General features: G+C 48.1%; 9 protein-coding genes and 1 pseudogene. 8 read left to right on the top strand and 2 right to left on the bottom strand.

Translation table 11 applies throughout. From position 1 onward, the window contains the following. From B3Z75_RS06975 to B3Z75_RS06965, 3 genes are all read left to right on the top strand, one after another. Nucleotides 1–814 (top strand): glutamate--tRNA ligase (locus B3Z75_RS06975; RefSeq protein WP_294069102.1); only part of this gene is annotated, 814 nt, incomplete at its 5' end. Next, complete coding sequence (locus B3Z75_RS06970) at nucleotides 807–2,027, top strand: 3-deoxy-D-manno-octulosonic acid transferase (RefSeq protein ID WP_294069099.1); 1,221 nt, start codon at nucleotides 807–809, stop codon at nucleotides 2,025–2,027. The genes B3Z75_RS06975 and B3Z75_RS06970, both read left to right, overlap by 8 nt. Nucleotides 2,028–2,116: 89 nt before the next feature. Beyond that, on the top strand, nucleotides 2,117–4,204 hold the full coding sequence (locus tag B3Z75_RS06965) for an HD family phosphohydrolase (protein WP_414702874.1): 2,088 nt from the start codon (nucleotides 2,117–2,119) through the stop codon (nucleotides 4,202–4,204). On the opposite strand, the gene guaA is transcribed toward B3Z75_RS06965, so the two are convergent. Continuing rightward, nucleotides 4,185–5,705: a glutamine-hydrolyzing GMP synthase gene (gene guaA, locus B3Z75_RS06960; RefSeq protein ID WP_294069096.1), complete on the bottom strand. Its 1,521-nt coding sequence runs from the start codon at nucleotides 5,703–5,705 to the stop codon at nucleotides 4,185–4,187. The two genes, B3Z75_RS06965 and guaA, sit on opposite strands and share 20 nt — an antisense overlap. Nucleotides 5,706–5,906: 201 nt before the next feature. Between guaA and B3Z75_RS06955 the strand changes: the two genes are divergently transcribed. From B3Z75_RS06955 to B3Z75_RS06935, 5 genes are all read left to right on the top strand, one after another. Continuing rightward, complete coding sequence (locus tag B3Z75_RS06955) at nucleotides 5,907–7,331, top strand: tetratricopeptide repeat protein (protein WP_294069093.1); 1,425 nt, start codon at nucleotides 5,907–5,909, stop codon at nucleotides 7,329–7,331. 6 nt (nucleotides 7,332–7,337) lie between these two features. Then, nucleotides 7,338–7,820 carry an NfeD family protein gene (locus tag B3Z75_RS06950; RefSeq protein WP_294069090.1) on the top strand — a complete coding sequence of 161 codons (483 nt, stop codon included), beginning with the start codon at nucleotides 7,338–7,340 and terminating at the stop codon, nucleotides 7,818–7,820. 45 nt (nucleotides 7,821–7,865) lie between these two features. Then, complete coding sequence (gene floA, locus B3Z75_RS06945; RefSeq protein WP_294069087.1) at nucleotides 7,866–8,852, top strand: flotillin-like protein FloA; 987 nt, start codon at nucleotides 7,866–7,868, stop codon at nucleotides 8,850–8,852. A gap of 32 nt (nucleotides 8,853–8,884) precedes the next feature. Continuing rightward, complete coding sequence (locus tag B3Z75_RS06940; RefSeq protein WP_294069084.1) at nucleotides 8,885–9,751, top strand: nucleoside phosphorylase; 867 nt, start codon at nucleotides 8,885–8,887, stop codon at nucleotides 9,749–9,751. 87 nt (nucleotides 9,752–9,838) lie between these two features. Continuing rightward, the gene (locus tag B3Z75_RS06935; RefSeq protein ID WP_294069081.1) at nucleotides 9,839–12,643 is read left to right on the top strand and encodes a M16 family metallopeptidase; all 2,805 of its coding nucleotides are present in this window, start codon (nucleotides 9,839–9,841) and stop codon (nucleotides 12,641–12,643) included. A gap of 99 nt (nucleotides 12,644–12,742) precedes the next feature. Here the strand turns inward: B3Z75_RS06935 and B3Z75_RS06930 are convergent. Next, a pseudogene (locus B3Z75_RS06930) lies at nucleotides 12,743–13,246 on the bottom strand (glycoside hydrolase family 43 protein); the annotation flags it as partial.

Genomic DNA, 13,246 nt, shown 5'->3' with positions numbered 1-13,246 from the left:
AAGCATGCCCCGTTTTGCCCACTTACCCCTCCTGCTCAAACCCGAAGGGAACGGAAAGCTGAGTAAACGCGACGGTGACCGGCTTGGCTTTCCTGTTTTTCCGCTGGAATGGAGAGATCCCTCCTCTGGTGAGCTTTCGTCGGGGTACCGTGAAAGCGGTTACCTGCCTGAAGCAGTGATTAACTTTCTGGCTTTCCTGGGATGGAACCCGGGAACAGAGCAGGAGATCTTCTCGCTTGAGGAACTCACAAAAGCATTCTCGTTTGAACGATGCAGCAAGAGCGGCGCCAAATTCGACGTTGAAAAAGCAAAATGGTATAATCATCAATATATTCTCAAGATGCCGGACAGTGACCTGGCTACCCTCTTCGTGCCGCTGATCCGGGAAAAAGGGATCACTGTCTCTCTGGAGAAAGTGACCAGGGTGGTGGCATTGGTGAAGGAGCGCATTCATTTTGCAAAAGAGCTCTGGGATCAGTCTGCCTATTTCTTTGTGGCACCTGAGAGATACGACGAGAAGACCATTCGCAAGCGATGGAAAAAAGAGACACCCGATCAAATGCGCCAGCTGATGGCTCTCATTGAAGAGATGGACGACTTCTCACCGGCATATCAGGAAAAGACCGTGATGGACTGGATTCAGCAACATGGGTTCCATACGGGAAACATCATGAATGCATTCCGTCTGGCTATTGTGGGCGAGGGCAAGGGAGTGCACATGTTCGACATCACGGAAGTGATCGGGAAAGAAGAGACGCTGAACAGATTGCAAAAAGCCATTGACACCATACCGCTGCCCGACGAAAATGTATAATACCGTCATCACACTTATAGCATTCCTCTTACGCCTTGTGGCTCCATTTCATAAAAAGCTGAGGCTGATGACAAGCGGGCACAAGCATACTTACCGGCGACTAAAGAAGGAGATTGATCGTTCCGCACAGTATGTGTGGTTTCATGCTGCATCGCTGGGGGAGTTTGAACAGGCTCGCCCGCTCATCGAAGCAGTCAGGAGAGAGCACCCTGCATACAAGATCCTGCTCACCTTTTTCTCTCCCTCGGGATACGAAGTACGAAAAGATTACCCGCTGGCCGACATTGTCTGCTACCTGCCCTTCGATACGAGAAGGAACGTAAGACGTTTCCTTGATCTGGCAAGCCCGCAAGTGGCGATCTTCATCAAGTATGAATTCTGGTATAACTACATCCACGAAAGTTATCTGCGGCAAATTCCGCTCTACCTGGTCTCGGCCGTTTTTCGTCCCAACCAGTTTTTTTTCCGGAAGAGCGGGTTGCAATACAGAAAGGTGCTTCAGTACTACACCCATTTTTTCGTACAGGATGAAGCATCAGCTCAGTTGCTGAAGGATCATCATATTCAACAGGTAACCGTGGCCGGCGACACCCGCATAGACCGGGTTATTGAGATTCAAAAGGAAGCCAGGCAGTTACCGGTGGTTGAAAAATTCGCCGATGACAGCCCGCTGGTCTTCGTTGCCGGCAGCTCCTGGGCACCCGACGAAGAGATCTTTATCGATTATTTCAATTCGCACCCCGCAATGAAACTGATCATAGCCCCACACGAGATCCACGAATCACACCTTGCAGAAATCGAGCAAAAGCTGCTACGCCCTTGCATCCGCTATTCTCAGGCGACAGAAGAGAACGCGAGTCAGCATGACTGCCTCATCATCGACTGTTTTGGCTTGCTTTCTTCCATTTATCGATATGCCCATATCGGCTACATCGGAGGGGGATTTGGCGCAGGCATCCACAACCTGGCCGAGGCGGCAGTCTACGGCATCCCGGTTATATTCGGGCCCAATTACGGCAAGTTCAGGGAAGCACACGGACTTATCGAACAGGGGGGAGGATTTTTCATCGACAATAAGGTCGCATTCAACCGACAGATGGATCTTTTTATGAGTGATCCTTCGACAAGGATACAGGCAGGAGAAAAAGCAAACGCTTATATATTCGGCAATGCCGGGGCGACAAGCAAGATAACCAGGCATCTATCGCTGTAAACAGGATCCCATTGCCCCGAAATGAGATTCAACAAACATTTCGAGCTGTTCGTTGTTTTACAACTATTATATAACCAACATACAGAGGCATGAGCGCATCATCAAGCAAAAAGAAAAAGATTAGAATCAGGACAAAGATATTTGTGCCGATGGTTTTTATTGCAGCGATACTCCTCGTCACCTATGTTTTTCCCCGTCAGGGAAGCTTTAAATATTCGTTCAGCGAAGGCAGGCCCTGGCAATACGGCCTTCTTACAGCACCTTTCGATTTTCCCATCTACAAGCCGGCAGATCAGCTGAAGGCAGAACAAGACAGCATCCTGAAGTTTTACGAGCCCTATTTTGAAGTGGACGAGGAGGTGCAAAAGAGCGCCCTTGCCGATTTTGATGCCGATGTTAACCTGAACGACAAGCTCTCCCGGCTGCCAGCAGAATATAAGTTGTATATCCGCGACAAGCTACAACATTTGTACACAAACGGGATCATGCGTTCGGCCGACTATGACCGGATATTGGACTCGGCAACCGGCTCATTGCGGATAAAAAAAGGAAATGTTGCCGAATCAAGAAAAATTGAGACTTTTTTCACAATCCGCTCGGCATATGAAAAAGTACTGAACGACGTCCCTCGTGGTGTAGACGCTGCAGTGGTACGATCTGCCGATATCAACGAATATATTCGCGAAAATGTGATTTTTGATGCCGCAACCTCGGAGAAAGCACAAAATGAATTTGTGCAACAGGTCGACATTAGCCGGGGGATGGTACAGCAGGGGCAGCGCATCATCGACCAGGGAGAAATTGTGGATGCAAGGACGTACAATATCCTCTCCTCCCTGAAGCGTGTCTCCGAAGAGCGGAGCGGCGGATCATCCAGAAGTAGCGGGATTATCCTCGGGCAACTCCTGCTGGTCTCCCTGATGTTTGCCTCTTTTCACCTCTATCTCCTGTTCTTTAGGCCTACCGAATACCGCAACCGGAAACATGTGGTATTCATGCTACTGCTGATCCTTATTTTTTTATTGCTCACGGCCATCAATGTCAGGTTTGATCTTTTTAGCGTCTATATCATTCCATACGCCATCGTCACCATACTTATCCGGACGTTCATCGATTCCAGGACTGCCCTGTTTGCCAGTCTTATTACGATCATTTTGAGTTCGCTCATGGTGCCTTTTCCTTTTGAGTTCATCGTGATACAGATAGCCGTATCCATGGTCTCCATCTTCATGCTGAAAGAATTGTCGGAACGTTCGCAGCTGATACGAAGTTCTTTCTTTATCCTGCTTACGTACATTCTGGTCTACATAGGACTAATCCTGTATCAGGAGGGAAGCCTGAAGGAAGGTGACTGGCTCATGCTGGTCTATTTTCTGATCAACTTTATATTCATCATGTTCTCCTACTCCCTGGTATATCTGGTGGAAAAATCGTTCGGCTTCATTTCAGGAGTAACCCTGGTGGAGCTCTCCAACATTAACAAGCCATTGCTGAAAGAACTCTCGGAAAAAGCACCCGGCACCTTTCAGCACTCGCTTCAGGTATCCAATCTGGGAATGGCTGCTGCCACAAAAATTGGCGCCAATGCATCTTTGATCAGAACAGGGGCGCTGTATCACGATGTGGGTAAAATGATGAACCCGGCCTTTTTTACGGAAAATCAAACGCCCGGCATGAATCCGCATGCGGGACTTCCTCTTGAGGAAAGTGCTCGCATCATCATCAGCCACGTAAAAGATGGTGTTAAGATTGCCCTGAAATACAATGTTCCGCAGCAGATCGTCGACTTTATTGAAACCCACCACGGCACAAGTGTACCCAAGTATTTTTATATCTCCTGGAAAAATGCCAATCCGGACAAAGAGGCCAACGAGGCCGACTTTCATTATCCGGGGCCAAATCCGTTCTCAAAAGAGACGGCCATCATGATGATGGCCGATGCTGTGGAAGCGTCATCGCGAAGCTTGCCCGAATATACAGAAGAGTCTTTGCGCAACCTTGTGAACAAAATTATTGACGCACAACTGAACGAAGGATATTTCAGGCTGGCACCCATCACCTTCAGGGATATTCAAACTGTAAAAGATGTGTTTGTGGATAAGCTGAAGACCATGTATCATTCGCGCATCGCCTATCCCGAGCTGAAACAACAGACAGTTATTCCCACTCAATCGTAGCGGGTGGTTTTGAAGAGATGTCGTACACCACACGATTGACCCCTTTTACCTTGTTGATGATCTCGTTCGAAACCTTCGCAAGAAACTCATAAGGCAAACGGGACCAGTCGGCCGTCATGGCGTCGGTAGACGTTACCGAGCGCAAAGCAACGGTATTTTCGTATGTGCGTTCATCTCCCATCACTCCCACCGATTTAACCGGCAACAAGATAGCGCCCGCCTGCCATACTTTGTCGTAAAGACCGGCTGCGCGGAGGCTCGAGATAAATATATCGTCCGCTTCCTGAGCAATACGCACTTTTTCGGGGGTGATGCTGCCAAGGATGCGAATACCTAGACCCGGCCCGGGAAAAGGATGACGGTGGATGAGGTTCTCCTGCATACCCAGCTCCAGGCCTATTTTTCGGACTTCGTCCTTAAACAACAGCTTCAGAGGTTCGCACAGCTTCAGGTGCATCTTCTCGGGCAACCCTCCCACATTATGATGGCTTTTGATGGTTACGCCGGTAATGGACAGTGACTCGATAATATCGGGATAGATGGTTCCCTGAGCCAGCCATTTAATATCTTTTAGTTTATGAGCTTCCCTTTCAAAGACATCGATAAACCCTTTTCCAATAATCTTTCTCTTTTTCTCCGGATCGGTTACCCCCTCCAGCTCCTTATAGAAATGCTGCTTCGCATCGATACCGATCACATTCAGGCCCAGGTGTGCATAATTATCCAGCACCGTTTCGAACTCATTTTTTCGCAACAATCCATGGTCCACAAAGATACAGGTAAGATTTTTCCCAATGGCCTTGTTGAGTAATACAGCTGTCACCGAGGAATCTACCCCTCCCGACAAGGCCAGAATCACCTTGTCATCGCCCAGCTGTTCTTTCAACTCCTTCACGGTAACAGCAATAAAGGACGACGGCGTCCAGTCTTTGTTCACGCCGGTGATCGTCAGAAAATTATCCAATATCCTTGTACCCTGCTCGGTATGAAACACTTCGGGATGAAATTGCACCCCCCATGTTTGTTCACCTTTAATCTTATATGCTGCCAGGGTGACATCCTCCGTGGATGCAATCACCCTGAAATTGTCGGGTACCTTCACAATGGTATCACCGTGAGACATCCATACCTGACTATTTGTCGGCAAGTCGCCCAAAAGGGGATCACTTCCTTCTTTTACACTCAGATGGGCACGACCATACTCACGGGAATCTGTTTTTCCGACCTCTCCACCGGAAGTGAGAACCATCAGTTGAGCCCCGTAACATATTCCCAGGACAGGATATTTACCGCGAATTTCGCTCAGGTCTGCCTTGAACGCATGATCGTCGTTCACCGAAAAAGGACTACCGGAAAGGATTACCCCCTTCACCGATTCATCACCGAAAGGGAATTTATTATAAGGCACTATTTCGCAGTAAGTGTTCAATTCTCTCACCCGCCTGCCAATTAGCTGAGTAGTCTGGGACCCGAAATCCAGAATAATTATTTTTTCGTGCATAGTGTGTAAATATGAGGAAAATATTTTTAGCGTACAAAGATACAAAAAGTAGGAAAATATAGGCAGCACAGTTCCAAGAACTTTACTCTCCGACTCAACAGCCTTATTCAATGGAGGCTATTGACAATAGAAAAGATAAATAACAGGATGTAATTCTTTTATCTGTATTTTTTCCTATCTTTGAAATCAGAAACAATGCGAATGAAGAGAGAATTTATTTTTTTCACACTGCTGTTTGGAATCTTCTCTATTACAATGCAGGCACAGACACTTGAGGATGCCAAAAAATGGTATCGGGAAGGGAGGTATGCAGAATCGTTGCCCCTATTTCAGACAGAGTATGTGAAGAACCCCAACGATCCGTCACTCAACCAGTGGTTGGGTGTAAGCTTATATGAAACAGGCAATTTGGTCAAAGCAGAGAAACATCTCTCGTTTGCTGCGCAAAAAAAAATTCCAGAAGCATATCTTTATCTTGGTGAATTGTACGCAAAGATGTATCGGTTTGAAGAAGCCGAAGTGGAATTTGAAAAATATCAGCGGGCAAACCGAAAAAACGAAGAAGCCCTGAATAAGCTGGCTCTGCGCCGGGACTATGCGGGGAAACTACAAAGGGCTGTCAACCGCACCGAAGATATACAGATCATTGATAGTCTGGTATTGCCAAAAGCCATTTTTTTATCGGCATACAACCTGAGCAAATCTTCCGGATCGCTGCTGCCGGTAAGCGAGTTTTTCAACAGCCTTCCTGTAAGCGACAAAACACTTTATATGAACGGAAAGGGGGACAAAATATACTATTCCCGGGGCGATCAGGATACAGGCTCCGATCTGTTCACCATGGACAAGCTGATTGACACCTTCGGCAATGAGAAAAAGCTTCCCCAACCCGTCAACGCTGAGAAAGACCAGGCATATCCTTTTGTTATGAGCGACGGACTTACCCTCTATTTTGCGTCTACAGGACACGCATCATTGGGGGGATACGACCTATATGTGACCCGCTACAATCTTCAGACGGACAGCTACCTCGCTCCAAATCAACTGAATATGCCGTTCAACTCTCCTTTTAACGACTATTTGATGGTCATTGACGAAGAGAAAGGAATCGGATGGTTCGCTTCAGACCGTTTCCAGCCGGAAGAGATGGTTTGCGTCTACACATTCATTCCAAACCAGCAGGTGACAATGCTTGAATCGGAAAAGCCGGAAGAGATGGGGCACAGAGCACGTATCTCTGCCATTCGGGACTCCTGGATAGCCCACACAAACTACGATGCACTCCGCGAAAGGGCCAGACAAAAAAACATCGTCTTACAGGAGACTGAAAGTGATTTTGACTTTGTGATCCACAACGGTGTCACGTACCATACCCTCACTGATTTTAAAAGCAGCAGTGCCAGGCAAATCCTTTCGCAGGCTCTGGGCATGGAGAAGCAATGGCAGGCTCTGAATAATGAGCTCTCTGAAAAAAGGGAACAATACGCCAACGGGAACCAAAGCGAAGCCCTTCGTACGTCAATCCTCAACATGGAAAAAGAGGTCTACACGCTTTTTCGGGAAATTAAACGGTTGAAGGTGCAGGCAAGAAACGAAGAAATTCGCACCAATTACTCATTAAACTGACCTGATATGACACTTAATCTTATCATTGTAATTGCACTTCTCATTCTGGGTGTATTGTTTATGCTCGTGGAAATCTTTTTGCTGCCCGGTATCAGCATTGCAGGTATTGCCGGAGCTATATTTCTGATTGGGGGCATTGCTTATGCGTACCTCTTTCTGGGAAGTACAGCGGGAAACATTTCTCTTGCCGCCTCAGCGGCAGCTCTTGGCGGCACGTTTGTCTGGCTGCTCAGGTCAAAGTCGCTGCGAAAGATATCTCTCGACACAAACATTGAAAGCACCGTGGACAACACCAACCTGCAGAAAATGGTTGCCGGAGATACAGGCATCACTATTTCTCGCCTGAACCCCATTGGGAAGGTAATGGTGAACGATGTGGTGGCAGAAGGCAAATCGATGGACGGGGAGTTCATCGACGAGGATACCGAAATTGAAATCGTGAAAGTAGAAACATACAATGTGTTGGTAAAGAGAAAAAATGCTCACTGACACAAAAAAATATTGATGCTTATATAACACCAAAAACAAATCATTATGGCTTTATCATTTCCTCTGATTATTACCGTTGCGGTAATTGTCATTTTCTTACTGATTTTTTTTCATTATGTGCCTTTCTTCCTTTGGATAAATGCGTTATCAGCAGGAGTACGCATCTCACTGGTACAGTTATTTCTGATGCGTTTACGCCGTGTACCGCCACATACCATTGTGTATGCAATGATTGAGGCGCATAAAGCCGGGTTGAAGAATGTTACGCGCGACAATCTGGAAGCGCACTATCTTGCGGGAGGGCATGTGGAGAAAGTGGTCCACGCCCTGGTTTCAGCCTCAAAAGCGAACATCGACCTCACTTTTCAAATGGGCACAGCCATTGACCTGGCTGGTCGCGATGTCCTGGAAGCAGTACAGATGTCCGTCAATCCGAAAGTGATCGACACCCCCCCGGTGACAGCGGTAGCCATCGATGGCATCCAGCTCATTGCCAAAGCGCGTGTTACTGTGCGTGCAAACATCAAGCAACTGGTGGGTGGCGCCGGCGAGGAAACCATCCTGGCCCGTGTGGGTGAGGGTATCGTCTCGTCTATCGGCTCGGCTGTATCGCACAAGTCGGTACTCGAAAATCCCGACTCAATCTCCAAGCTGGTGCTGAAGAAAGGCCTCGATGCGGGAACAGCTTTTGAGATACTCTCCATCGATATCGCAGACATTGACATAGGTAAGAACATAGGAGCCGTGTTACAGATGGATCAGGCACAGGCGGACAAGAACATAGCCCAGGCTCGTGCCGAAGAACGCAGAGCCATGGCCATCGCCCTGGAGCAGGAGATGAAGGCCAAGGCACAGGAAGCCCGCGCCAAGGTGATCGAAGCCGAAGCAGAGGTTCCCATTGCCATGGCCGAAGCATTCCGCAACGGTAACCTGGGTATTATGGATTACTATAGGATGGAAAATATCAAAGCCGATACCGACATGCGGGATTCCATCGCCAAGCCACAAGGTGGCGGCGGAAATAAAAAATAATTAAAAAACGACCTATATAGACTATACTGATTATGAGAATTATACCTGAGTCGGAGTTGATCATTAATTCCGATGGAAGTGCTTTTCATCTCCATATCAAACCCGGGCAACTCTCTGACAAGATTGTGATGATGGGCGATCCGGACCGGGTGACGATGACTGCCTCTTTTTTTGACGAGATTGAGTGCGACGTGCAAAGCCGCGAGTTTCACACGGTCACAGGCATGTACAAGGGAAAGCGTATTACCGCTCTCTCACACGGCATTGGCACGGACAACATCGACATCGTACTCACAGAACTGGATGCGTTGGCCAACATAGATTTCGGGACACGCATGGTGAAGGAGGAGTTTACACAACTTACCATGATCCGCGTGGGCACATCCGGTGGGATGCAACCACACTGCCCCGTTGGCTCCTATGTGGTTTCGGAGAAATCGATCGGATTTGACGGGTTGATCCACTATTATGCCAACTCGGGGGCTATCCGCGAGAAAGATTTTGAAGAGGCTTTCCAGAAGCATGTAAACTGGTCACCCTTTCACTGCTCTCCTTATGTGGTCAGTGCCGACGAGGAGCTTGTCGACCGCATTGGACACGACATGATTCGCGGTGTGACCATCTCGGCCATCGGGTTCTATGGGCCCCAGGGACGCCATGTACGGATGCCGCTGGCTGATCCCGACCTGAATGCAAAAATTGAATCGTTCCGTTTTGAAAATTACGCCATCACCAACTACGAGATGGAAAGTTCTGCCATTGCAGGACTGGGGAAATTAATGGGGCACAAAGCAATGACGGTGTGCGCCATCATTGCCAACCGCGTGGCGCTGGAATCGAATGCAGACTACAAGGGATCCACGGAAGAACTGATCAGAATCGTACTGGATCGCATTTGAACAATCCACGATAGAGATTGACTTTCAGATCACCCGTTGTCGACAATGCATGTCGTACACATTCAATATGAATAAATTAAAAAAGTTATGAGAAAAATTTTCACGCTATTGCTTCTGATAACAAGTTTTGTTACCATAGCACAACAAAATCCAACCTTGCCCGTCGACCCAAATGTCAGGACTGGCAAACTGGAGAACGGACTCACCTATTACATTCGCAACAACGGACTTCCCGAAAACAGAGCCGATTTTTACATCGCTCAAAAGGTGGGTTCCATGCAGGAAGAAGACAACCAGGCCGGGCTGGCCCACTTTCTGGAACACATGGCTTTTAACGGCACCAAAAACTTCCCCGGCAAGAGCATGCTCAACTATCTGCAGGACAATGGCATTAAATTTGGCACCAACATCAATGCCTATACCTCCTTCGACGAAACCGTCTATTATATAAACAACATCCCCACTACCAACCAGCAACTGATGGACTCAGCCCTGCTGGTATTGCATGACTGGTCCAACGCCATTGCCCTGGAAGAAGAGGAGCTGGAGAATGAGCGGGGTGTAATTCGCGAAGAGTGGCGCACACGTGGTGGTGCACAGCAACGTCTATGGGATCAGCTTCTTCCCAAGATGTATCCAGGCAGCAAGTATGCCAAGCGGATGCCCATTGGCAACATAGACGTGATCAATAACTTCAAGCCTGAAGAGATCAGGGCTTATTATCACAAATGGTATCGTCCTGACATGCAGGGAATCATTGTGGTGGGAAATGTAAATGTGGATGAGATGGAGCAAAAGATAAAAGCCCTGTTCTCCCCCATCACACTCGATGCAGAAAGGGCCACACGGGAATACTTCCCTGTTCCCGACAACAAGGAGCCCATTGTTGCGGTAGCTACCGATACCGAAGCACGGAATACGAGCATCATGATGTTTTACAAGCACGATCCAATGCCGGAGGAGCTTAAAAATACACAGGCCGGTTATCTGACGCAATATATTTTGAGTGCGGCCTCCTCGATGATGAACCAGCGATTTGCTGAAATGATACAAAAACCGGATGCGCCGTTCACGTCCGCCTATGCTTACGATGGTGATTACTTCGTGGCCAAGACAAAAGATGCATGGACGGTTGTTGCCGGAAGTGCGGAGGAGAAGATCAAGGAGGCTCTGGCAGCCATGGTCCGGGAAACGGAACGGGTGAAACGATATGGCTTTACCCCTTCCGAGTACGAAATTGCCCGTACAAATATCCTGAAAAGTTACGAAAATGCATACAACAACCGGGATAAGCAACGAAACTCCGCCTATTCCCAGGAATATGTGCGTGCCTTCACCGACGGGGAGGCTATTCCCGGCATTGAGTTTGAGTATCGGTTTATGCAGTCCATGACACCCAATATACCGGTGGAAGCGATCAACCAAACGATCAAACAGCTCATCGGCGACGAAAACATCGTAATCTCTGTGACAGGCCCTCAGAAAGAAGGCCTGGTCTACCCTGCCGAAGAAGAGTTGCTGGCTGTCCTGGATGCAGTAAAGGCCGAAACCATTGAACCCTATGCCGAGCAGGTGATCGAGGAACCGCTCGTGACCTCACCACCCACACCGGGTAAAATCACGAAAGAAGAAAAAGATGCGGCACTGGATGCCACTGTCTGGACATTGCAAAACGGCATGAAAGTGATCCTGAAGAATACTGATTTTAAGGATGACGAGATCAGGATGACGGGATCAAGCGTGGGCGGCTACTCGCAATATGCCATTCAGGACCCGGTCAACAGCAAGCTGATGAATGCGGTGATGAAACTGGGCGGTGTAGGGAACTTCAGCGCGACGGACCTGCCCAAGGTGCTTGCCGGAAAAACAGCATCGGCCAGTCCGGGCATCAGCCTCATTACGCAAAATTTCAACGGCTCCTCCTCGATCAGGGATTTTGAGACCATGCTGCAGCTGGTGTATCTCTACTTCACAGCCCCCCGCAAAGACAACGACGCCTTCCAGTCGTACCTGCAACGGATGGAGACCCAACTCAGGAATCAGGAAGCTGAACCAATGGTGGCCTTCAGCGATTCGATCACCGCTGCGCTGTATGGTGATAATCCACTGGCTGTAAGGATCAGGGTAGCCGACCTAAAGCAACTCGATTACGACCGGATCATGGAGATGTACAAACAACAATTCAGCAATCCCGGTAGTTTTGTATTTACCTTTGTCGGCAATATCGACGAGGAGAAAGTACGTCCGGTGGTGGAACAATATCTTGCATCTTTGCCAGGTCAGGCTGTAAAAGGGGAATTCATCCGGGTACCGATGAATTTCAAAGAAGGAGAAACGAATAATATTTTCAAGCGTGAAATGCAAAATCCCAAAGCCTCCGTGTTCAACACATTCACCGGCAAAGTGGAACGCAATATGAAGAATCAGATACTGATGAGTATGTTCGACCAGATCCTGGACATTGTATACACCGAAAAGGTACGCGAGGAAGAGGGCGGCACCTACGGAGTATCCTCTGCCGGCGCCATTTCCCGTTATCCGGAAGGACAAACCATCCTACAGATCATGTTTGACACAGACCCTGAGAAGATGGCACACCTCAACGAAATCATTTACAATGTGTTGAAGGAAATTGCGGCCAACGGACCCCGCGAAACGGACTTCACGAAGGTGAAAGAATACATGAATAAGAGCTACAACGAAAGCCTGAAAGAAAACGGTTACTGGCTGAATGTACTTGACACCCGTTATTTCTATGGGGAGGATACCTACACCAACTACATTGAGACAGTAAATGCAGTCACTCCTGGAGAGATTAAGGAGTTTGCTGCAAATCTGATAAATCAGGGGAACAAGAAAACGATTGTCATGATGCCAAAAGTAAACGAATAAGAGAAAACACAAGATATATGTGTGTAAAAGGATGCAGCCGCAGGGTTGCATCCTTTTTTGTGGAGAACTGGAAATCTGTTTTTGCCTTCATACATCATTTTATTCTTTCGCTTGGTAATCAAACCAGTCGAAATAAGCTTTGGCACTACTCTCTTTGCCATTGGATGAAGCATAGAGCCCGATCATCACACCGGTGAACCCTCCTGCCACTTCGGTACTCAAGTAGCGCGTATCCTGTTTACCCAATTCAATGTATTCCCTTACGAGCGGATCAGCAAGATAGAATGAATATTGATCAGGAGAACCCTCCATTTTAAGCAATACCCTGTTCCCATTCACCGCCTTTTCGGCTGCAATGAACGAGATCGATCCCACGCGGACACGCAACTGCACCAACCGCTTATCCCCTGATTTCCTGAGCAGCAGGTCGTAATGATGGGTGTTGTTCTGGATCAATGTCATTCCAGCCTCTTCGTTCTCGAACGCAGAATTGAACTCCAGCTCCGTTGCTGCCATAAAATCATGTTCGGTCTGTTTCCGGCATACCACGGAGACCGCGTCGGCATCGTTCAGGGTGTAGGGAGATGCGGTGATCCGCAAAGA

Origin of the sequence: Proteiniphilum sp. UBA1028 (assembly GCF_002316955.1) — a bacterium.
GTDB lineage: Bacteria > Bacteroidota > Bacteroidia > Bacteroidales > Dysgonomonadaceae > Proteiniphilum.
Note: the sequence above shows the minus strand (reverse complement) of the source record. Positions and strands in the feature narration are given on the sequence as shown.